Genomic DNA, 21,726 nt, shown 5'->3' with positions numbered 1-21,726 from the left:
CCGCCTTCCCGCGGCGGCCGGGTGTCAGGGCGCGTCGGCCGTCCACCACCGCGCCTTGTACAGGCTCGACCCCTTGAGCTCCTCCTCCCCGCCCGGCCCGTGGAAGCGGATGCGGGAGGTGCACCAGGTGCAGGGGGCGCCCGGCTCGGGGCTCACGGTCAGGAGCTGCCCGGTGGCCGGGTTCTGGCTGACGCTCTTGACCGAAGGGCGGTCGACGGCGCTCTCGTCCGGGTACGGGACGAACGCGCCGGTGGGGACGGCGAAGCGGCGCACATGGGTGCTGGTCGACAGCCACATCGTGCTGTCCGTGCCGAGCGCGCGCGCCAGGTCGTGGCCGCCGGTCTCGGGCAGGGCGACGGTCCGCGCCGCCGTCAGCCGGGGGCTCGCGGGGCCGCCCTCCACGGCGAGGCCCACCAGCAGCCGGTCGCCCAGCGCCCACAGCAGTCCGCTGCCCGCGTCCCACAGCAGCCCGTGCGCCCCCGGCAGCGCGAAAGAGGCGTGCGTCCCCGAGCGCGCGCCCTGTGAGGCGGCGTAGACACGGACGAAGCCGCCGGTGCTCGCCGCCACCGCGATGTTGCCGTCCGGCAGCAGCTCGACGCTGTGGGGGTTGGCCGAGGCGGGCAGCGAGGCCGCCCAGTACACCGCCCCGCCCTCGCGGTGCACCGCCGCCACGAAACCGCCGGAGGCGCAGGTCAGCAGCAGCGGGCCGGCGGCGGTGGCGCGGGCCTTGGCCTCGCTGACGTTCTGCCAGCCGCCGCGCGGATCGAGATCCGCCAGGGTGGGGTCGGCCACCGGCGACCAGGACCACAGCGGTTGCAGATCGGCGGCCCGGGCTGTCCGGTCGGGGCTGCCCGAACGCCAGTAGGCGCTGGCCGCGTCGAGCAGGATCACCGACTGGGACGCCTGGTCGCAGGCGAGGATCTGGGTCCCCGGCGCGCGGGAGGAGGGGGGCGCGGCAGCGGGGGAGGGGGCCCGCGCGGCCGCGCCGGCCGTCGGCGCCGCCAGCGCGGCGAGCCCACCGGCCACGGCGGCCCGCAGCAGGGCCCGGCGGGGGGCGCGCGAGGAGGATGCGGGACGTGTCATGGGCACGGGGTCCTACGTTGGCAGGCGCCTTCCTCTCCCGTGGTGAAGGGGGCGCGCGGTCCCCGCGTACTCCACCCGGACGGGCCAGCGGGCGGCTCCACCGGCCGCGACCGACGATGGAGCGGTGAACACCACGTCGCACATCGCACCCGGCGGATTCCTGACGCGGCCGCTGGACAAGGCCGACGTGCCCGCCTGGCTGAGGCTGCGCGTCGACGCGGAGCGCGCCGACAGGAGCGGCCACCACGTCGACGCCGACGACCTGGCCGAAGAGCTGGAGAACCCCAAGTTGGACCTGGAGCGGGACACCCTCTCGCTGTGGGACGGCGCACGGCTCGTGGCCTACGCCCTGGTGCACGCCCCGGACGGAGCCGTGGACGCGGCCCGCTTCCGCGGCGACGCGGCGGTCCACCCCGACTGGCGGCGCCAGGGCCTCGGCCGCCATCTCGTCTCCTGGATGGACGCACGGGCCCGCAGCCGCTACGCCGAGGGCTTCGCGCACCTGCCCGGTGAGCTCCTGATCAGCGGGAAGTCCGGGGATGCCAACCTGGAGGCGCTGGCGGCGAGCGGCGGGTTCACCGCCTGCCGCTGGTGGTTCGAGATGACCCACCCGCTCAACACCGGGCGCCCGATGACCGGGGGCGTACCGGAGGGGCTGCGGCTCGTGCCGTTCGAGCCCGTCTGGGACGAGCCCACCCGGCTGGCCCACAACGACGCCTTCCGGGACCACTGGGACTTCACCGCGATGGACCCGACCGACTGGCGGACCCATGTCGTGGGCGCCCGCTCGTTCCGCCCGGCCCTGTCGAGGCTGCTCCTGGACGGCGATCAGGTGGTGGCGTACCTGATCGCCGAGGAGTACGAGGCGGACACCGCCGCCGACGGCACCCGCGACTGCCACGTCGGCTACCTCGCCACCCGCCGCTCGCACCGCGGGCGCGGGGCCGCCCCCACCCTGATGGCAGCCACCCTCGACGCCGCCCTCACCCACGGCTACGACAGCGCCTCCCTCACCGTCGACACCGCCAACCCGTCCGGCGCCCTGGGCCTGTACGAACGGCTGGGCTTCACCGCCCACCGCGAGTACGTCACGTACGCCCGGCCGCTGAGGGGCGGCTGAGGGCACGCGGAAGCAGGGGGCGCGCCGGGCCCGCCCGGCGCCGGTGTGAAGCGGGTACGCGCCCCGATCGGTCGGGTTAGTCGGGATGATCTTCGGGTACCCGTGGCGGACACGTCCGGTATCCCGGGCGCTCATCGGACCTCGGCAGGCAGGAGGCACGCATGGACGGTGCGACGGTGGGGAGCGAGGCGCGGGGCCGGACCATCACCACCGAGGTCCCCGCGCGGCTGGACCGGCTGCCCTGGTCGGGCTGGCACTGGATGATCGTCATCGGGCTCGGCACCGTGTGGATCCTCGACGGCCTCGAGGTCACCGTCGTCGGCAACATCGCCAGCCGCCTCTCCGAGGACGGCAGCGGTCTGGACATCACCGACGCGCAGATCACCGGTCTCGGCGCCGCGCTGTACGTGTCCGGAGCCTGCTTCGGCGCCCTCTTCTTCGGCTGGCTCACCGACCGGTACGGCCGCAAGAAGCTCTTCCTCATCACCCTCGCGGTCTATCTGGCGGCCACCGCCATGACGGCGCTGTCCTTCTCCGCGTGGTGGTTCTTCCTCTTCCGCTTCCTCACCGGCTTCGGGATCGGCGGCGAGTACGCGGCCATCAACTCCGCGATCGACGAGCTCATCCCCAGCAAGTACCGCGGCCGGGTGGACCTCATCATCAACGGCAGCTACTGGCTCGGCGCGATGGGCGGCGCGCTCCTGTCCGTCCTCGCCCTGAACACGGACCTCTTCCCCAAGGACCTCGGCTGGCGGCTCACCTTCGCCCTCGGCGTGGTGCTCGGCCTGGTCATCCTGCTGGTGCGGCGGCATGTGCCGGAGAGTCCGCGGTGGATGTTCATCCACGGCCAGGAGGAGGGCGCGGAGGGGCTCGTCAAGGACGTGGAACGGCAGGTCGAGGAGGAGACGGGCGAGCCGCTGCCCGCGCCGGGCCGGGCCATCACCATCGAACAGCGCGAGAGCGTGGGGTTCCTGGAGATCGCCAGGACCCTCTTCCGCTCCTATCCCAAGCGCGCGGTGCTGGGCTTCGCGCTCTTCATCGGGCAGGCCTTCCTCTACAACGCCATCACGTTCGGCTTCAGCTCGATCCTGGTGAAGTTCTTCGACGTCGCCAGCGGCCACACCGGCTACTTCTTCGCCGTCGTCGCCTTCGGGAACTTCCTCGGACCGCTGCTGCTCGGCCGGTTCTTCGACACCGTCGGGCGCAGGGTGATGATCGCCGGGACCTATCTGCTCTCCGGCGCGCTGCTCTTCGTCACCGCCTGGTTCTTCAGCCAGGGGTGGCTCAACGCGACCACGATGACCGCCTGCTGGTGCGTGGTGCTCTTCTTCGCCTCGGCGGGCGCCAGTTCGGCCTATCTGACGGTCAGTGAGATCTTCCCGATGGAGACCCGGGCGATGGCGATCGCCTTCTTCTACGCGATCGGCACGGCCGCCGGCGGTATCTCCGGGCCGCTGGTCTTCTCCGGGCTCACGTCGAGCGGCATCGTCGACGACGCGGTGGTGGCCTTCTGCGTGGGCGCGGCCCTGATGACGATCGCGGGCGGGGTGGCGGCGTTCTTCGCCGTCGACGCCGAGGGCAAGTCGCTGGAGGACATCGCCACGCCCCTGTCGGCCCGGGAGGCGGCCGCCGGAGGCTGAGAGCCTGACTTTTGGCGGCGGACCGGTCGCCCGGCCGCCCCGCCGGGCGGCCGGACCAAGGCGAAGGCGCCCCCGCGCATACCGCGGGGGCGCCTCCTTCGTCCGCGCCGGGTGTCAGCGCTTCGGCGTGTTCGCCGCGGTGACGTTGACCGCGGCCCAGGCCCTGTCGACCGTCTTGTACTCGACGCCGGAGGTGCCGTACAGGTCGGCCGCCGCCTTCAGCGTCGCCGTACGGGCGTCGTGGAAGTCGGTGGTGGAGACCATGTAGCGCGTCAGGGCGCGGTAGAAGATCTGCGTCGCCTTGGCGCGGCCGATACCGGTCACGGACGCGCCGTCGTAGGTCGGCGAGTCATAGGCGACCGAGCCGATCGTCTTCTTGCCGCTGCCCTCGGCGAGCAGGTAGTACGCGTGCGAGGAGACGCCCGAACCGCCGTGCACCTCCGCGTCGTACGAGGCCGGCGACCAGTAGTCGACCGTGCCCTCCAGCTCGTCGAGCGACGGCTTGTCCAGACGGCGCAGGAAGGTCTGCGCCAGTCCCAGCTTCTCGCCCACCAGGTAGTTGGGCGCGTTGTTGGCGTTGTTGGTCTCGAACTCGACGTTGCTGCCGAAGATGTCGGCGAGCGACTCGTTGAGCGAGCCCGGCTCACCGAACTGGTTGCCCTGGTCGTCGACCCGGGTCGGCTGGAGGTTGGCCGTGGCGTCGACCACGCCGTGGGTGAGCTCGTGGCCGGTGACGTCGAGGACGACCAGCGGCTGGGTGAAGGTGGCGCCGTCGCCGTCTCCGTAGAGCATGCAGCCGCACTCGGAGTACCAGAACGCGTTGCCCACGTTGGTGCCGAAGTGCACCATCGCGCGGGCACCGGCGCCGTCGTTCTTGATGCCGTTGCGGCCCAGCACCTTCTTGTAGAAGTCGAGGGTGCTGGCGATGCCGTACTGGGCGTCCACGGCGGCGGTCTGCCGGTTGGTCTTGGCGCCGTTGCCCCAGGTGTTGGACGTGCTGGTGAACGCCTTGCCCTGGGTGAACTGCTCCAGCTCACGGCCGCCCGCGTCGCGCGTCTCGGTGTTGCCGCGGGTGGCGTCCTTGAGCAGGTACGAGGTGCCGCCGGTCCTCAGGGTGTTCAGCGGCACCTTGCCGACGAACAGCGACGCGCCGGAACCGACCGACGGGATGCCCGCGGTGCGCGGCGGGTTGAACGGCTTGCCCGCGGACGCGGTGGCGGCGGCGCCGGAGGTCTTCACCCCCGTGAGCGGCGCCGCCTTCTCGCCGCTCTTGCGCAGCTTGGACTTCAGGCGCGGCGAGATGAAGGTGTCCGCGGCGGGGATGTCGGTGAGCACGGCGCCGGTCGTGGCGTCGATGACGACCGTGCGGACGCCGCCCGCCTCGGTGGTCCTGCTGTTGCTGACCTTGATCTGGTAGGCGAGGGCGGTGCGGCCGGCGCGCACGTCGACGACGAGCTCGGGCGTACCCGCGTCGCCCTTCGCCCGGGAGGCGGCCTTCGCCTTGGCCTGCGCGGCCGTCAGCTTCGGTGCCTTGGCGGTGACGGCGACCTGGCGGCGGGTGGCCCGGGTCACGTCGAGGTACGCGGACTTGGCGTCGAGGTGGATGACCAGGTCACCACCGAGGACCGGCATCCCCTTGTGGGCGCGGGCGAACCGGACGTGCTGCTTGCCGTCCGGGTCGACCAGCGTGTCGGTGGCCGTCAGGGTGTCGTCCTTGGAGACACCGGTGGCGGCGGCGTGCGCGAAGGCGGCGGCGCGCGCCGCGTCCACGACCGACTTCGCGGACTTGGCGGAGGCGGCGACCCGGGAGTTCCCGGAGGCGGCGACCCGGGAGTTCCCGGAGGCGGCGGAGGTCGCGACGGCGGTGCCCACGCCCCCCACCGTGATGGTCGCGGCCGTGGTGACGGCCAGGGCGATCGCCAGTCTGCGTATGTGGGGTGTACGCACTATGGAGGATCCTTAGGTGTTGCGGGGCGGCCGGCTACAACCGCCCGTACGCACGGTGTCTGCGAGCACCGCGGGGACTGTGTGGTCCCGAGCGAACACTGCTATGCCTGACATGCGCATGTAAAGCCGTTTGTTCGGCTTGTGTGCCTTCGGAACGGAGATTTAACCATCGCCTCCGCCCGTGCGGACACAGAGCGACCGGCCGTGCGGGATGCGTGTTCCTCCGATGATCCCACCGGTCCAGATGTGCACCGGACCACGTTGGTTGCACCGGCCGCGCACTGTGCTGGTCATCACAGCGCGCGGGCGGCGTTTCCCTCCCGTACGAGGGGAAATGCGCGGATCGTTGGCGGACCGGGGGCGGCGTCAGCTCGCCGGGTGACGGGCCGCCGGACCGGTCCAGTCGGCGGTGACATGGCCGAGGCGTACCCGCTGCGGGTGGTCACCGACCGCGACGGACACCGTCCTGCGGCCGGTCGCGAAGTCGATCGCGGTGATCCGGTCCGCCCCGCTCTCGGAGATGACGCACGACGTGCCGTCCCCGCTCACGGTCGCCCAGTACGGTTTGGACGCGGGGACCAGCGGCCCCTCCCGCAAGGTGGCCCGGTCGACGACCGTGACGTAGTCGTCCATCGTCCCGGCGACGCAGAGGCGGGCACCGTCGGGGCTGATCGAGAGGCCGTGGTGGCGCGAGTCGTTGACCCAGGTGGTGCGGTCCTCGCTGGTCGCGGGGTTCTTGGGCAGGGTCTTGACGCGGGTGATCCGGTCGGTGGCGATGTCGTATTCCAGCAGGCCGTTGAAGAACGACACCTGGAAGTAGAGCGTGGACTCGTCGGGTGTGAAGACCACGGGCCGTACCGCGTCGGAGAGGTCCTTGCGGCCGAACGCGTCGAGCCGGTCGCGCATGTCGATGACCTTGACGGGCTTGAAGGTGTGCGCGTCCACGACGGTGATACGCCGGTCACCCTTCGTCCAGTCCCACGCCGGGTCGTCGAGCGCCGTGTTCACCTCCCCGATCGCCATGTTCCACAGGTACTTTCCCCCGTCGGTGAAAACGTTCTCGTGGGGTTTGTCGCCGGTCGCGAAGGAACCGAGCTGCCGGCCGGTCGCGATGTCGAGGACGTGCACGGTGTTCGAGGTGGAGGCGGAGACGGCGACCCGGGTGCCGTCGGGGGAGACCGCCATGTGGTCCGAGCGGTAACCCGACACGGGGAAGCGCCAGTTGATGTGCCCGGTGGCCAGGTCGAGGGAGACCACATCGGCGAAGCTGGGCCGGGAGACCACGACCGCGGAGCCGTCGGGCGTGGAGTACATGTCGTCCACGAACTGGTCGTGGCCCTCGCCGGGGCCCTGCCGGATGCCGAGGAAGTAGGCCAGTTTGATCGGGTTGAGGTAGATCTCGGTGAGCCGCTGGTCCTTGTCCGGGATGACGTTGATCCGCCCGATCCGGGCGAGGTCGCCGCTGGACTTCACGACGTCGGCGGTGCCGTCCCAGTTGTTGCCGACGAACATCACCTCGCGCAGGGCCGCGGCACCCGCGGCCGGTGTGCTGGGGGCGTCGGAGGCGGACGAGGAAGCGGAAGCGGTCGCGGAGGCCCCGGTCACGGCGAGGGTCACCACGGCCGCCAGAGAGCCGAGCGTTCGGTAGGCGGGCATCGTCTCACTCCGGATGGTTTTGTGGGGGGCATGACAATCACGGTGCGATGTGGCTACCGGACGGTAGTGAGGCCCGCGCGACAAGGCAAGAGCCATGACGGCGGCGGATGCCGGGCCCGGCCGGACGCGGCGGACGCCGCCGACCCCGCTGAGGGGCGGGCGGCGTCCGCTGGATCGCGAGGCGGTCTCGGCTCATGTCGAGGGCCGTGTCGACATGGAGGTGGAGACTGAGCTTCGCGCCGGCGCGGCCCGCCGGAATCGTCACCGTGTGGGCGAGTCGATCCCCTTGGGTACCTGGACCGCTCCTTCCGCGGCCGGTGTGCCCGGCGCGCGGCGAGGGGAAGAGCGTTCCCGGCATGTGACGGCAGGAGCGTTTCCGTCAACAGCCTTCTCCGCACCAGTGGTTGGGTCGCGGGAGCGCCGCGGACGCGCCGCTCGGGAGCCGTCGGGGCGGCGCCGCCGTCAAGGGCGGTCCGTGGCGTGCCGCGCGTCCCGCCGCGGCGCCCGCCCGAAGCGGGTGTTCATCACGATCGGATCTCGGAGCCGGGGGAGGGGCTTGCCGGAGGGCCTGTAATCGATTCCAATCCTCCGTGTAATCGATTCCACGGACGCACAAGGAGGTGGTCCGGCACATGGCGAGCATCAAGGACGTGGCCGCCCACGCGGGCGTGTCCGTCGCCACGGTCTCCCGGGTCCTCAACAGCCACCCGTCCGTCAGTCCCGAGGCGCGCACCCGCGTCCTCGCCGCCGTGGACGCCCTCGGCTACCGGCCCAACGCCGTGGCCAGGTCGCTGCGCACCGACCAGACGCGCACCCTGGGCCTGGTCATCAGCGACGTACTCAACCCGTACTTCACCGAACTCGCCCGCTCCGTCGAGGAGGAGGCCCGCGCGCTCGGCTACAGCGTCATCATCGGCAACGCCGACGAGCGGCCCGAACTCCAGGACCACCACGTCCGCACCCTCCTCGACCGCAGGATCGACGGCCTGCTCGTCTCGCCGACCGACGGGGGCTCCCCGCTGATCCTGGACGCGGCCCGCGCCGCCACCCCGATGGTCTTCGTGGACCGCTGGATCCCCGGTGTGGACGTACCCGTCGTACGGGCCGACGGCCGGGCCGCCGTCCGCGATCTCGTCGCCCATCTGCACGCCCTGGGCCACCGCAGGCTCGCCATCATCGCGGGCCCCGCCGCCACCACCACCGGCAGCGAACGCGTCGAGGCCTTCCGCGACGCCCTGGGCGAGCACCGGCTCCCGCTGCCCGAGGCCTACATCGGCCACGGCGACTTCCAGGCCGGCAGCGGCCGCCGCTGCACCGAGCGCTTCCTCGCGCTCGCCGAACCGCCCGAAGTCGTCTTCGCCGCCGACAACCTGATGGCGCTGGGAGCGCTCGACGCCATCCGCGCGCACGGCCTGCGTGTCCCGCACGACATCGGGCTCGCCGCCTTCGACGACATCCCGTGGTTCGTCCACACCGACCCGCCGATCACCGCGATCGCGCAGCCCACCGGCGCGCTGGGCCGGGCCGCCGTCCGCGCGCTCGTCGACCGCATCGAGGGCCGCCCCCCGCAGTCCGTCACCCTGCCCGCCCGTCTGGTCGTCCGCAGCTCCTGCGGCGAGAACGCCCCCACCCGGAGGAGCACCCCGTGACCGGTTCCGCCGATCTCCTGCGCGTCGAGGGCATACGCAAGGCCTTCCCCGGGGTGCTCGCCCTCGACGGCGTCGACTTCGCCCTGCGCCGGGGCGAGGTGCACGTCCTGCTCGGCGAGAACGGGGCGGGCAAGAGCACCCTCATCAAAGTGCTCTCCGGCGCCCACCGCCCCGACAGCGGCCGCGTCCTCGTCGACGGACACGAGGTGCGCGTCCAGAGCGCCCAGGACGCCGAACGGCTCGGGATCGCCACCATCCACCAGGAGTTCACCCTGGTCCCCGACCTCTCGGTGGCGGAGAACATCTTCCTGGGCCGCCAGCCGCGCCGCTTCGGCATGATCGACCGCAAACGGATGGAGGCGGACGCGGCCGTGCTCCTGAAGCGCGTCGGCGTGGACGTGCCGCCCCACGCGCGCGTACGGGAACTGGGCATCGCCCGGCTCCAGATGGTCGAGATCGCCAAGGCGCTCAGCCTGGACGCGCGCGTGCTCATCATGGACGAGCCCACCGCCGTCCTCACCTCCGAGGAGGTCGACACCCTCTTCGCGATCGTGCGCTCGCTGCGGGCGGACGGCGTGGGCGTCGTCTTCATCACCCACCACCTCGAAGAGATCGCGGCGCTCGGCGACCGCGTCACCGTCCTGCACGACGGCAGGAGCGTCGGCCAGGTGCCGGCCGCCACCCCGGAGGCCGAACTCGTCCGCCTGATGGTGGGACGCGACATCGACCAGCAGTACCCGCGCGAACGCCCCGACCCCGGCGCCCCGTTGCTCTCGGTGCGCGGGCTCACCCGCGACGGCGCCTTCCACGACATCGGCTTCGAGGTGCGCGCCGGCGAGGTCGTCGGCCTCGCGGGGCTGGTCGGCGCGGGCCGCACCGAGGTCGCCCGGGCCGTCTTCGGCGCCGACCGCTACGACAGCGGAACCGTCGAGGTGCTGGGCGCGTCCGTCGCCCGGCACGACGTGAACGCCGCCATGGCCGCCGGGATCGGCCTCGTCCCCGAGGACCGCAAGGGCCAGGGCCTCGTCCTGGACGCCTCCGTCCAGGAGAACCTCGGCCTGGTCACCCTGCGCTCGGCCACCCGCGCAGGCCTCGTGGACCGCAAGGGGCAGCGCACGGCCGCCGCACGGATCGCGGAGCGGCTGGGCATCCGGATGGCCGGACCCGGCCAGCAGGTGCGCACCCTGTCCGGCGGCAACCAGCAGAAGGTCGTCATCGGCAAATGGCTGCTCGCCGAGACGAAGGTGCTCATCCTCGACGAGCCGACCCGGGGCATCGACGTCGGCGCCAAGGTCGAGATCTACCGGCTCATCAACGAACTGACCGCCGCCGGGCACGCCGTCCTCATGATCTCCAGTGATCTGCCCGAAGTGCTCGGCATGAGCGACCGGGTCCTGGTCATGGCCCAGGGACGGATCGCCGGGGAACTCCCCGCCGCCCGCGCCACCCAGGAAGCGGTCATGGAACTCGCCGTCGGCACGGCCCCCGCCACCGCCCCGGCACCGCACGAAGAGGAGGGTCCCCGTGGCCACTGACACGCTCCGCAGCACCACGGACGCGAGCGGCGCCCGGGCTGTGCGCCGCCTGCTGCTCGACAACGGCGCCCTGAGCGCCCTGGTGGTCCTGGCGGTGGCGATGTCGCTGCTCTCCGGTGACTTCCTGACCACGCAGAACCTGCTCAACGTCGGTGTCCAGGCCGCCGTCACCGCGATCCTCGCCTTCGGCGTCACCTTCGTCATCGTCTCGGCCGGCATCGACCTCTCCGTCGGCTCGGTGGCCGCCCTCAGCGCCACCGTGCTCGCCTGGACCGCGACCGAGCAGGGCCTGCCGGTCTGGCTCGCGGTCCTGCTCGCCATCGGCACGGGCCTGGCCTGCGGCGCCGTCAACGGCGCCCTCGTCGCGTACGGCAAACTCCCGCCGTTCATCGCCACCCTGGCCATGCTCTCGGTCGGCCGGGGCCTGTCCCTGGTCCTGTCGCAGGGCAGCCCGATCGCCTTCCCCGAGTCCGTCTCCCGCGTCGGCGACACCCTGGGCGGCCATCTGCCGGTCCCGGTGATCGTGATGGTGGTGATGGGGCTGCTCACCGCCCTGATCCTGTCCCGTACGTACATCGGGCGCTCCATGTACGCGATCGGCGGCAACGAGGAGGCGGCCCGGCTCTCCGGACTGCGGGTCAAGCGGCAGAAGATCGCCATCTACGCGCTCTCGGGCCTGTTCGCCGCCGTCGCGGGCGTCGTCCTCGCCTCCCGGCTGGTCTCGGCGCAGCCGCAGGCCGCCCAGGGGTACGAGCTCGACGCGATCGCGGCCGTCGTCATCGGCGGGGCCAGCCTCTCCGGCGGCGTCGGCAAGGCCTCCGGCACCCTCATCGGCGCGCTGATCCTCGCGGTGCTGCGCAACGGCCTCAACCTGCTGTCGGTGTCCGCCTTCTGGCAGCAGGTCGTCATCGGCGTGGTCATCGCGCTCGCGGTGCTGCTCGACACGGCACGCCGCCGCGTCGGGGCGACGACCGCGTCCGCCGCCGGGAGCGCGCCCGGGTCGGGCGGCAGGCGGGGCGCGGCGAAGCTCGCGGCCGCGGCCGTCGCCCTGGCGGCGGTCCTGGGCGCCCTGTCGTTCGTCGACACCGGCTCGTCCGGCTCGTCCACCAGGGTGGGCATGTCGCTCTCCACCCTCAACAACCCGTTCTTCGTGCAGATGGAGGCCGGGGCCAGGGCGGAGGCCAAGGCGGCGGGAATCGACCTCACCGTCACCGACGCCCAGAACGACGCCTCCCAGCAGGCCAACCAGATCCAGAACTTCACCGGCGCGGGCGTGAAGTCGATCATCGTCAACCCGGTCGACTCGGACGCCGTCGGACCCTCGGTGCGCGGCGCCAACAAGGCGGACATCCCGGTGGTCGCCGCCGACCGCGGCGTCAACAAGGCCGAGACCGCGACGCTGGTCGCCTCCGACAACGTCGCGGGCGGCAGGCTCGCCGCCAAAACCCTCGCCGACCGGCTCGGCGGCAAGGGCCGGATCGTCGTCCTCCAGGGCACCGCGGGCACCTCCGCCAGCCGCGAGCGCGGCCAGGGCTTCGCCGAGGGCATCAGGGCGTACCCCGGCATCACCGTCGTCGCCCGCCAGCCCGCCGACTTCGACCGCGCCAAGGGCCTCGACGTCATGACCAACCTGCTCCAGTCCCACACCGGCGTCACCGGGGTCTTCGCCGAGAACGACGAGATGGCGCTCGGCGCGGTCAAGGCGCTCGGCGACCGGGCGGGCGCCTCCGTTGCCGTCGTCGGTTTCGACGGCACCCCCGATGGCCTGAAGGCGGTCGCAGCGGGCACGCTGTACGCGACGGTCGCGCAGCAGCCCTCCGAACTCGGCCGCATCGCGGTGCGCAACGCCCTGCGGGCGGCCAAGGGCGACACGGTCGAGAGCGCCGTGAAGGTCCCGGTCAAGGTCGTCACCCGGCAGAACGCCGCCGACTTCTCATGACGGACGCCGGTCCGCCACTCAGCGAAAGCAGGACAGGGATGTACGACTACGACCTCCTGGTCGTCGGGTCCGCCAACGCCGACCTCGTCATCGGCGTCGACCGGCGCCCCGGGCCCGGTGAGACGGTCCTCGGCTCGGACCTGGCGGTCCACCCCGGCGGCAAGGGCGCCAACCAGGCCGTGGCCGCCGCCCGCCTCGGGGCGCGCGCCGCGCTGCTCGCCCGGGTCGGGGACGACGCGTACGGACGGCTGCTGCTCGACTCCCAGCGGGAAGCCGGAGTCGACACCGTCGGCCTGCTGGTCGGCGGGGCGCCCACCGGGGTCGCGCTGATCACGGTGGACCCCTCGGGGGACAACAGCATCGTGGTCTCGCCCGGCGCCAACGCCCGGCTGACCCCGCAGGACATACGCGCCGCCGCCAGCCTCTTCCAGGCGTCGCGGGTGGTCTCGGCGCAGTTGGAGATCCCGCTGGAGACGGTGGTCGAGACCGTCCGCAGCCTCGCCTTCGACAGCCGGTTCGTCCTCAACCCCTCGCCCGCCGGCCCGCTGCCCGCCGAGGTGCTCGCCGCCTGCGATCCGCTGATCGTCAACGAGCACGAGGCCCGGTTCCTGCTGGGCGCCTCGGCGGGGCCCGCCCCCGAGGACTGGGCGCGGGCGCTGCTGCTGCGCGGACCGCGCTCGGTGGTGATCACGCTGGGCGCGGCGGGCGCCCTGGTCGCGGCCGGCAGTACGAACTCGTTCGTCCGGGTGGAGAGCCCGCGGGTCGAGGCGGTGGACACCACGGGTGCGGGCGATGCCTTCACCGCCGCGCTCGCCTGGCGGCTGAGTCTGCGCGAGAGCCTGGCGGACGCCGCCGCGTTCGCCGTGCGGGTCGGCGCGGCGGCCGTCACCCGGCGGGGCGCGCAGGAGTCCTTCCCCACCGCCGACGAGGTCTTCGCGCGGTGAAGAAGGGCGGCATCCTCAACCGTCATCTGTCGGGCGCGCTGGCCGAGTTGGGCCACGGCGACGGGGTCCTCGTCTGCGACGCCGGCATGCCCATCCCGGCCGGCCCGCGCGTGGTCGACCTGGCGTTCCGCGCCGGGGTGCCCTCGTTCGCGGAGGTGCTCGACGGGCTGCTGGCCGAGCTGGTGGTGGAGGGCGCGACTGCCGCGCGGGAGGTGCGCGCGGCGAACCCCGAGGCCGCGCGGCTGCTGGCGGACCGCCTTCCGCGGCTCGACCTGGTCGCGCACGACGAGCTGAAGGCGCTGTCGGCGGGCGCGCGGTTGGTCGTACGGACGGGGGAGGCGCGCCCGTACGCGAACGTGCTGCTCAGCTGCGGGGTGTTCTTCTAGGGCGTGTTGGGCGTCGCGGGGCAGGCGGGACTTTCGCAACACGCCCTGGGCCCGCGCGGCCGCCCCATCGGTTATCGGCCATACGCGTACATATCCCGGAAGGCGCCCCCTCGTGCCCCTTACCGTGATCCCCGGTGCGTCGGCCGACGCAGCAGCACACGGCCCTCGGGGCCTCGGGCCAGGGAGTGCGGGAATGACACGACGGCTGGGCACCCTCGCGGCGGTCGGCGCGCTGACCCTCGTGGTGACGGGCGCGGTCCCGGCGACCGCCGCGGCCCCGTCCTCGGGCGGGACGGGACACGCCCCGGCGACGGCCGAGATCTTCGCCACGGACAACACGGCCACCATCACCGACCCCGACGACCCGCGGCTCAGGACGCGGCTGGTCCGCTTCGACCACGAGGTCCGCGACATCATCCGCTCCCATGGCGCGAGGGCGGGCCGCTCGACCCTCCTGGACGGCGTCTTCTGGTCCTCCGGCCTCCAGCAGGCGACGTACGAGCGCTCACGCGAGTTCGACGTCAACCACGTCGGCGCGGCCGGGCTGCACCACCTCGCCGACATCATCCGCAAGCAGTACCGGCAGGAGTCCGTGCTGACCTTCCGCCACCTCCCGCGTACCTCGCCCGAGACCAACGCGGTCGACATCGAGGCGAGCGGGGTGACCTCGCGCGAGCTCCACGACGCGCTCGTGGCGGACCCCGAGGCCCGGGACGAGCTCGGCGGCGGCTCGGTCACCGCCCGGGACGGCCGCCTCGTCCTCATCGCCCCCCTCGACGACCTCCCGCTCGCCCGGAAGTTCGTGGCCGGGCTGGGCGTCGACTGGAACAAGGCCCAGGTGCGGTACGGCGCCGAGGAGTTCGTCGGCGGCTGACACGCGCCGGAGGGCCCCCGTCGGCCGGTGCCGGCGGGGGCCCCTGCGCGCGCCGCGGTTACGACACGTACAGCTTCCCCGGGTGCGGGTAGTTGGACCGGAAGCCGGCCAGGTCACGGGCGTCGGACGGCTTGAGCTTGATGCAGCCGTTGGACTTGTAGTCGCTGTTGCCGTCCCAGCGGTAGGGCTCGGTCTTGCCCTGCTTGCCGTTGGGCAGCATCTCGCTGTGGACGAACAGCGCGTCCCGCTTCACCCCGTGGGGCTTGCAGAGGTGTTCGCCGATGTACCAGGCGAGGCCGTGGATGCCGCCCTTCCCGCCGTCCTTGTGGGCCTCGAACGAGCGGATCCTGTAGTCGCCCTTCGGCAGCACGCCGCGGTTCTTCAGGCACGAGTTGGTGCTGCCCGTCCCCGACCCGGCACGCCAGGTCTTCACGGTGTACGTGCGGACCTTGTCCGGGTTGACGACCTGGACGTACACCAGGCTCAGCCGCGAGTTGGAGGTGTCCTTCTTGTTGATCTTGAAGGAGAGGTAGGTGTAGCTGCGGGACGCGGCGGCCTTGCCGCCGGCGCCGGTGGTGCTCGTCGCGCTCGTGGCGGAGGCGGCGGACTGCTCCTGTGCCGTCTTGGCGTGTGCCGGCGAGGCCTGCGCCGGCAGGGCGCCGATCCCGGCGACGGCCATCGCGACGACGGCGCCGTACGCGAACCTGGACTTCCCCCGTACCGTGGTCATGGACTCGTTCCCTTCCCTGGGGTTCCCCCGAGGACCGCTGTCCCCGGTGTGCCGAACACCCTAGGAATCACCGCCGACGCCGGGCATTCACCGGGGGGTTGAACCCGGATGAACCTCAGGGGTAGCAGTGGGGGGCGTCTCATACCCCGGCGGTAGGCCCTCCGCGGTAGTCCGTCACCCTGACAGGCTCACGCGGTCACGCCGGGTGACCACGTTCACCCCATCCGGCCCGCCCGCCACAGGGCGCCCTGGCGCAGCCGAATTGGCCACTTTACGTGGTCGCACACCCGGTGCTTTTCCGGGAAATGCGGCGCAAGCTGGTATCGGAGCCGGGCCGTCTATCCCCGAGCAGACGGCCCCGCTCCCTCCGGGGCGCCGCCGACCGCGGGAGGACGGCGCCCCGAAAACACGCGCTCAGGCCACCAGCTCCGGGTGGTGCAGCCGCGCCACCCGCGGATGGGCCCGCAGCCACCCCTTGAGCTCGTTGCGGCCGTACTCGGCGTGCAGCGGGTTGTCGGCGCTCTGCGCCACTCCCGGCGCGTCGGCCAGATAGGCGCCCGGGACCGTGTCGATACGGGCGTCCAGACGCGGGTTGTAGAAGAACGGCACCGAGTACCGCTCCACCGCTCCGGGCGGCGAGACCACCCGGTGGTCGGTGGCGGACAGATAGCCCCGGGTCGCGATCTCCAGGAGTTCACCGAGGTTGACGACGAAGGCGCCGGGCAGCGGCGGCACGTCCACGAAGCCGTCCCCGAGCCGGACCTGGAGGCCGCCCACCGAGTCCTGGAGCAGCAGCGTGAGGAAGCCGTAGTCCTTGTGGGCGCCCACGCCCTGGCCGTCGCCCTCCGGCGCGCTGCCGGGGTAGCGGATCAGCTTGGTGTGCAGGTGCGGTCGGTCCGCGAAGGCGGCGTCGAAGAAGTCGGCCGGGGCGCCGATCGAGGTGAGCAGCTCCTGGAGGAGCCGGTGCGCGACGGAGGCGAGTCGGTCCTGCCAGTCGAGCACGACCGTACGCAGCTCCGGCAGCGCGTCGGGCCACTGGTTCGGCCCCTCCAGCCAGCGGTACGCCGGGTCGTCCGGGCCCACCACGGGCGCCGGCCGCTCGGCCCCCACGTCCAGCTGGTCGCGCCAGTCCGAACGCCCGCCGGTCAGCTCGTGGCCGATGCGCGTGTAGCCGCGGAAGTGCGGCGAGCGCAGATTGCTCAGGGCGAGCCGGTCGGCCTCCGGCAGCGCGAAGAACTCCCTGGTCAGCCGAAGTATGCGGGCGAACTCGGCGGCGTCGATGCCATGGCCGGTCAGATGGAAGAACCCGGTGTCGCGAGCCGCTCGGTGCAGCCCCTCGTGGAAGGCGTCACGCGTGGCCGGGTCGTCCGCCTGCGCGAGGTCGACCACGGGCAGGGAGGTGGGAAGCAGGGTGATGCTGGACATGAGCGGTTCCGTTTCCGTTCCGGGATGTACGGAGGTCCTGTCCCCGGGGTTGGCGGGAGGACGGCCGGGACGGAGAGGCGTAGGGGTGCGCCGAACCGGGAGACCGCGACAGGACCGTGGGCGAAGGGCGAGGGCCGGGGCGGGCGAGGAGCCGGGCCGGGCCATGGCCGCGAAGGCCGCGAGGGTCAGTCCTGCGGGCGACAGCTCGTGGTCGTGACGCGCACGTAGTCCACGTGTCGGCGCATCACGAGAAGAGTCATGACCTGAGAGTACGCCCGCGGCGCCCGGTCGCGGAGGAGACCTTCCCCACATTGACGCGCGATCGGCGCGGTCTGCTCATCCGATCGGGGCATCCCCCAGCCCCGCCTCCCGCGTCCAGTGCCGCGGATTGGCGAGAGTCGTACGCGTCCAGCCGCACGCCGGCCCGTCCACCAGCCAAGGGATCCCCCATGCTCCGTCGTCTCGCCGTCGTCCTCGCCGGCCTCTCCGCCGCGGTCTGCCTCACCGCGGGCACCGCGCACGCCCTGCCCACCGACGGGCCCACCGACCTGACGCCCCGTGAGCAGGCGGGTCTGAACTTCGCGGGCCACCTGCTCGGCAGCCTCTTCGGCGGTGCGCCGATGCGGGGCGCGGGTCTCTGACGCGGCGAGGCGGGCGCCCGCCCCCTCCGGGGTGAGCGCCCGCCTCTCCTGGCCGGGTGCGGGGATCAGCCGACGTTGACCGCGGCCCAGGCCGCGTTCACCGCCTTGTACTCGGCGCTGCTCGCGCCGTAGAGCGCGCCGGCCGCGCTGAGCGTGGCGGTGCGGGCGCCCTTGTAGTCGGTCGTCGACGTCATGTACGAGGTGAGCGCCTTGTACCAGATCTGCACGGCCTTGTCGCGGCCGATGCCGGTGACCGTGGAGCCGTTCGAGGTGGGCGAGTTGTAGCTGACGCCGTTGATGGTCTTGGCGCCGCTGCCCTCCGAGAGCAGGTAGAAGAAGTGGTTGGCCGGGCCCGACGAGTAGTGCACGTCGAGGTTGCCGAGGCCGGAGGCCCAGGCGTCCTTGGACCCGCCGTCCTTGCTCGGCTTGTCCATGTAGCGCAGCGGGGTGCCGTCGCCGTTGATGTCGATCTTCTCGCCGATGAGGTAGTCGCCGACGTCGGTGGCGTTCTTCGCGAAGAACTCCACCGAGGTGCCGAGGATGTCCGAGGTGGCCTCGTTGAGGCCGCCGGACTCACCGCTGTACTGGAGGTTGGCGGTGGCCGCCGTCAGACCGTGCGACATCTCGTGCCCGGCGACGTCCAGCGAGGTCAGCGGGGCGGCGTTGCCGGTCCCGTCGCCGTACGTCATGCAGAAGCAGCTGTCGTCCCAGAACGCGTTGACATAGGCGTTGCCGTAGTGGACGCGGCTGTAGGAGGCCACGCCGTCGTTCTTGATGCCGTTGCGGCCCAGCACGTTCTTGTAGAAGTCCCAGGTGACAGCGGCGCCGTAGTGCGCGTCGACGGCCGCGGTCTGGGTGTTGGAGGCCAGGCCGTTGCCCCACACATCGTCCGTGTCGGTCAGGAGCGTGCCCTTGCCGCCGGTCTTGTGGGCGAGGTTGTACGTCTTGTGGCCGCCCCGGGCGGAGTCGCTGAGCTGGTACGTCGAGCCGGACTTGGTGGTGCCGAGGGTCACCTTGCCGCTGTACTCGCTGTTGCCCGTGCCCGTCTTGACGGCCTGCCACTGGGAGAGCTTCTCGCCCGTGGTGGCGTCGGTGACGACGTGCAACTGGCTGGGGGTGCCGTCGTCCTGGAGGCCGCCGACCACCGTCTCGTAGGCGAGGACCGGGGTGCCGCTCGCCGCCCAGATCACCTTGCGCGGCGCCTGGTCGGCCGTGGCCTTCGCGGCGCCCGCGCCCTTGGCGGCGGTGAGCGCCTTCTGCTGGACGGCGGCCGTGTCGAGGGCGGGGGTGGTGGAGGCGACCTTGATGGCGGCTCTGGTCGCCCGGGTCACCCCGGCGGTCGCACCGGACTTGGTCTCGTGCACGACGAGGTCGCCGCCGAGGACGGGCAGTCCGGCGTAGGTGCGCTCGTAACGAGTGTGGACGGTGCCGTCGGCGTCCTTGACCACATCACGGACGACGAGCTTCTCCTGGGCGCCGAGGCCCAGTTCGGAAGCGGTCTTGGCGGTGGTGGTGTTCGCCTCGCGGATCAGCTCGGCCCGCTGGGAGGCGGAGAGACGGAGCGGCTGCGCGGACGGGCCGTCGGCCGTGGGGGAGGAGGCGCCGGCGGATCCGGAGGACAGGGCGGTCAGACCGGCGGCGAGCAGGGCGGCGGCGGCGACGGGGCCGACGACGCGCGTAGAACGCGTTATACGAGAGGTCACGCGAGCGTCCCTTTCTGAGGGGGAGGTGGGGGGTGCGGGTGCCACGTGCGAGCACAGCGTTGCAGGAGGGGCGCGTACATGTCATTGAGGTGTCCGCACAATGACCGGAAAGCATCCGAGGTGCGCTGAGCTGGGGCGGAACGGGAAGTGGCTTTCCGGTCAAGGGATTTCGGGCGTCCCAGGTCGTCGCGCGTCAAGCTGTGAACCGGCTGTCACGTTCCGTTGTGGCCGGAAAGTGACCTTGGGGGATGTGAAAGGACCTGTCGGGGTCTGGACCGTGCCGAGGCAGATGACTACTGTCGTCAGCACCTATTCAAAAAGTTGACTAGGTGTGACGAGGGAAGAGGGGTCGGCGATGGCGACGACGAGTGCCTTCCGTGAGGCCGTGGAGTCCGGTGACCATGCCGCGATCGAGGAACTGCTCGCGCGGGACGTGGTGTTCACCAGCCCGGTGGCGTTCAAGCCGTATCCGGGCAGGGCGATCACGGCGGCGATTCTGCGGGGCGTGAGCCGGGTCTTCACCGACTTCCGTTATGTGCGGGAGATCGTCGGCGCCGACGGCCGCGACCAGGCGCTGGTCTTCACGGCCAAGGTCGGCGAACTGGAGGTCAACGGCTGCGACTTCCTCCACTTCGACGAGGACGGCCTGATCGACGACTTCACGGTCATGGTCCGTCCGCTGTCGGGGGCCCAGGCGCTTTCGGAGGCGATGGGGGCGCAGTTCGACCGGATCCGCGAGGAGGCGGCCGCGGGCTGAGCGCCGCGCGGATCCGGGACCGTGCGCGAGAAGCCCGGGCCCACGAGGATTTCCTCGTGGGCCCGGGCTCTTCGCACGCCGGCGGCGGCTTGCGACCGCCGGTCACGCGCTGTCGGTCACTCGATGACGAGCTCGACCTCGATGTTGCCGCGCGTCGCCTTGGAGTACGGGCAGAAGGCGTGGGTCGCCTCCACCAGCCGCTGCCCGGTCTCGCCGCCCAGCTCGTCCGGCAGCTCGACGCGCATGACGACCGCGAGGCCGAAGCCGGTGTCGTCCTTGCCTATGGAGACCTCGGCGGTGACGGAGACGTCCTTGGTGTCCAGCTTCATCTCACGGCCGACGGCTCCCATGGCGCTGGCGAAGCAGGCCGCGTACCCGGCGGCGAAGAGCTGCTCGGGGTTGGTGCCCTCGCCGTTCCCGCCCAGCGCCGGGGGCATGGCCAGGGGCAGGTCGAGTCGGCCGTCCGAGCTCACGGCCCGGCCCTCGCGCCCGTTGGCGGTGGCGGCGGCGGTGTACAGCGCGTCCATGGGATGCCTCTTCTTCCGTCCGGTGGTGAGCGGCTGCCGCTCCCCTCTGCACCAGAGAGTTGCACACAACTAAATTGCGCGCAACTCAATGACGTCCGAGGCGCTACCCTGGTGACATGAGCTCCTCGTCGACCCCCGCCGCGTCGCACCCGCCCCTGGCGTCCGACGTCGACCTCCTCCGCCTCGACCACCAGGTCTGCTTCTCGCTGCACGCCGCGTCACGCGCCTTCGGCGGCGTCTACCGGGACGCGCTCAGGGATCTGGGCCTGACCTATCCGCAGTACCTGGTGATGCTGGTGCTGTGGGAGCACGGGGCGCAGCCCGTCAAGGTCATCGGCGAACGGCTGCGGCTCGACTCCGGCACGCTCTCGCCGCTGCTCAAGCGGCTGGAGTCGGCGGGCCTCGTCACCCGGGAGCGCAGCGCCGAGGACGAGCGCTCGGTGACGGTCCGCCTGACCGAGGACGGCTCCGGCCTGCGGGAACGCGCCCTGCCCGTCCCCCTGAAAATCCTCTCGGCGACGGGCCTCTCGGTCGAGGAGGTCCTCTCCCTCCAGCAGCTCCTGGGACGGATCACGACCTCACTGGACCGGGCGCACTGAAGCCGCCGCGCCCCGGTGGTCACGGGGAACTCGGCGGCCACGGCGAACCGCGCCGCCTCGCCCGCGACGGCTACTTCAGACCCATCGCGTCGCAGGCGTCCTTCACATTGGCCGTGCAGATCTCGGCCTTCGAGTAGACGCCGTCGCGGATGACCGTCTCCTTGATGTTGGCCCTGGTGAGGGAGACGATCGGGATGATCACGGAGGGGATGGCCTGCCGGGTGGGAGAGTCGACCGTCGTCTTGGTGATCATGGTCAGCGGCTGTCCCTTGGCCAGCGCGACGGCCATCTGGGCGGCCACGGGACCCTCCTGGACGTACGGCTTGTAGACGCTCATGAACTGCTCACCCATGACGATGCGCTGGACTCCGGCGAGTTCGGCGTCCTGGCCGGTGACCGGGGGAAGGGTGGAGAGACCGGCGGCCTTCAGGGCCGTGATGATGCCGCCCGCCATGCCGTCGTTGGCGGAGTAGACGCCGATGATCTTGTCCTTGCCCAGGGCCGAGATCGCGCCCTCCATGTTGGCGTTGGCGTTCTCCGGCTTCCACTCCTTGGTGTCGTACTCCTTGCC

19 protein-coding genes are annotated in these 21,726 nt (G+C 71.9%); 11 read left to right on the top strand and 8 right to left on the bottom strand.

Annotated features, from left to right (window positions below; all coding sequences use genetic code 11):
• Positions 1-24: 24 nt before the first annotated feature.
• The gene (locus ABZ404_RS23615; RefSeq protein WP_358990843.1) at positions 25-1,083 is read right to left on the bottom strand and encodes a DUF6528 family protein; all 1,059 of its coding nucleotides are present in this window, start codon (positions 1,081-1,083) and stop codon (positions 25-27) included.
• Between the two features lie 124 nt (positions 1,084-1,207).
• On the opposite strand from ABZ404_RS23615, the gene ABZ404_RS23610 reads away from it, so the two are divergent.
• Both ABZ404_RS23610 and ABZ404_RS23605 read left to right on the top strand, forming a co-directional pair.
• Positions 1,208-2,203 (top strand): GNAT family N-acetyltransferase, encoded by a 996-nt coding sequence (locus tag ABZ404_RS23610; RefSeq protein WP_358834584.1) that lies wholly within the window; start codon positions 1,208-1,210, stop codon positions 2,201-2,203.
• A gap of 161 nt (positions 2,204-2,364) precedes the next feature.
• On the top strand, positions 2,365-3,843 hold the full coding sequence (locus ABZ404_RS23605; protein ID WP_358834585.1) for an MFS transporter: 1,479 nt from the start codon (positions 2,365-2,367) through the stop codon (positions 3,841-3,843).
• A gap of 114 nt (positions 3,844-3,957) precedes the next feature.
• Here ABZ404_RS23605 and ABZ404_RS23600 read toward each other — a convergent pair whose 3' ends face one another.
• Positions 3,958-5,790: a M4 family metallopeptidase gene (locus tag ABZ404_RS23600; RefSeq protein WP_358834586.1), complete on the bottom strand. Its 1,833-nt coding sequence runs from the start codon at positions 5,788-5,790 to the stop codon at positions 3,958-3,960.
• 366 nt (positions 5,791-6,156) lie between these two features.
• Positions 6,157-7,446 (bottom strand): YncE family protein, encoded by a 1,290-nt coding sequence (locus tag ABZ404_RS23595; RefSeq protein WP_358834587.1) that lies wholly within the window; start codon positions 7,444-7,446, stop codon positions 6,157-6,159.
• A gap of 632 nt (positions 7,447-8,078) precedes the next feature.
• Here ABZ404_RS23595 and ABZ404_RS23590 point away from each other — a divergent pair.
• The 6 genes from ABZ404_RS23590 (at position 8,079) to ABZ404_RS23565 (ending at position 14,773) form a co-directional block, all read left to right on the top strand.
• On the top strand, positions 8,079-9,095 hold the full coding sequence (locus tag ABZ404_RS23590; RefSeq protein ID WP_358834588.1) for a LacI family DNA-binding transcriptional regulator: 1,017 nt from the start codon (positions 8,079-8,081) through the stop codon (positions 9,093-9,095).
• On the top strand, positions 9,092-10,630 hold the full coding sequence (locus tag ABZ404_RS23585) for a sugar ABC transporter ATP-binding protein (RefSeq protein WP_358834589.1): 1,539 nt from the start codon (positions 9,092-9,094) through the stop codon (positions 10,628-10,630). Before ABZ404_RS23590 ends, ABZ404_RS23585 begins: the two co-directional genes overlap by 4 nt.
• Positions 10,620-12,569 carry a substrate-binding domain-containing protein gene (locus ABZ404_RS23580; RefSeq protein WP_358834590.1) on the top strand — a complete coding sequence of 650 codons (1,950 nt, stop codon included), beginning with the start codon at positions 10,620-10,622 and terminating at the stop codon, positions 12,567-12,569. Before ABZ404_RS23585 ends, ABZ404_RS23580 begins: the two co-directional genes overlap by 11 nt.
• A 38-nt stretch (positions 12,570-12,607) precedes the next feature.
• Positions 12,608-13,513, top strand: a complete 906-nt coding sequence (locus ABZ404_RS23575) for a ribokinase (protein ID WP_358834591.1) — start codon at positions 12,608-12,610, stop codon at positions 13,511-13,513.
• Positions 13,510-13,899, top strand: a complete 390-nt coding sequence (rbsD, locus tag ABZ404_RS23570; protein WP_358834592.1) for a D-ribose pyranase — start codon at positions 13,510-13,512, stop codon at positions 13,897-13,899. The genes ABZ404_RS23575 and rbsD overlap by 4 nt, the downstream gene beginning before the upstream one ends.
• Before the next feature lie 193 nt (positions 13,900-14,092).
• On the top strand, positions 14,093-14,773 hold the full coding sequence (locus ABZ404_RS23565) for a hypothetical protein (RefSeq protein ID WP_358834593.1): 681 nt from the start codon (positions 14,093-14,095) through the stop codon (positions 14,771-14,773).
• 58 nt (positions 14,774-14,831) lie between these two features.
• On the opposite strand, the gene ABZ404_RS23560 is transcribed toward ABZ404_RS23565, so the two are convergent.
• Entirely contained in the window at positions 14,832-15,503 is a 672-nt protein-coding gene (locus ABZ404_RS23560; RefSeq protein WP_358834594.1) for a hypothetical protein, read from the bottom strand.
• A gap of 414 nt (positions 15,504-15,917) precedes the next feature.
• On the bottom strand, positions 15,918-16,928 hold the full coding sequence (locus ABZ404_RS23555; RefSeq protein WP_358834595.1) for a 2-oxoglutarate and iron-dependent oxygenase domain-containing protein: 1,011 nt from the start codon (positions 16,926-16,928) through the stop codon (positions 15,918-15,920).
• Between the two features lie 449 nt (positions 16,929-17,377).
• On the opposite strand from ABZ404_RS23555, the gene ABZ404_RS23550 reads away from it, so the two are divergent.
• Positions 17,378-17,569: a hypothetical protein gene (locus ABZ404_RS23550; RefSeq protein WP_358834596.1), complete on the top strand. Its 192-nt coding sequence runs from the start codon at positions 17,378-17,380 to the stop codon at positions 17,567-17,569.
• A 65-nt stretch (positions 17,570-17,634) separates the two neighbouring features.
• Here ABZ404_RS23550 and ABZ404_RS23545 read toward each other — a convergent pair whose 3' ends face one another.
• Entirely contained in the window at positions 17,635-19,260 is a 1,626-nt protein-coding gene (locus tag ABZ404_RS23545; RefSeq protein ID WP_358834601.1) for a M4 family metallopeptidase, read from the bottom strand.
• A gap of 367 nt (positions 19,261-19,627) precedes the next feature.
• Here ABZ404_RS23545 and ABZ404_RS23540 point away from each other — a divergent pair, with 367 nt between their 5' ends.
• Positions 19,628-20,029: a nuclear transport factor 2 family protein gene (locus ABZ404_RS23540; RefSeq protein WP_358834597.1), complete on the top strand. Its 402-nt coding sequence runs from the start codon at positions 19,628-19,630 to the stop codon at positions 20,027-20,029.
• Between the two features lie 116 nt (positions 20,030-20,145).
• Here ABZ404_RS23540 and ABZ404_RS23535 read toward each other — a convergent pair whose 3' ends face one another.
• Entirely contained in the window at positions 20,146-20,556 is a 411-nt protein-coding gene (locus tag ABZ404_RS23535) for an organic hydroperoxide resistance protein (protein ID WP_358834598.1), read from the bottom strand.
• A gap of 116 nt (positions 20,557-20,672) precedes the next feature.
• On the opposite strand from ABZ404_RS23535, the gene ABZ404_RS23530 reads away from it, so the two are divergent.
• Complete coding sequence (locus ABZ404_RS23530; RefSeq protein WP_358834599.1) at positions 20,673-21,155, top strand: MarR family transcriptional regulator; 483 nt, start codon at positions 20,673-20,675, stop codon at positions 21,153-21,155.
• Between the two features lie 70 nt (positions 21,156-21,225).
• On the opposite strand, the gene ABZ404_RS23525 is transcribed toward ABZ404_RS23530, so the two are convergent.
• Positions 21,226-21,726: substrate-binding domain-containing protein (locus ABZ404_RS23525; protein WP_358990841.1), on the bottom strand; the 501-nt coding region annotated here is incomplete at its 5' end.

It is taken from the genome of Streptomyces sp. NPDC005878 (genome assembly GCF_040629815.1).
Taxonomy (GTDB): Bacteria; Actinomycetota; Actinomycetes; order Streptomycetales; family Streptomycetaceae; genus Streptomyces.
The sequence above is the reverse complement of the archived record's forward strand: the minus strand, read 5'-3'. Positions and strand labels throughout refer to the sequence as shown.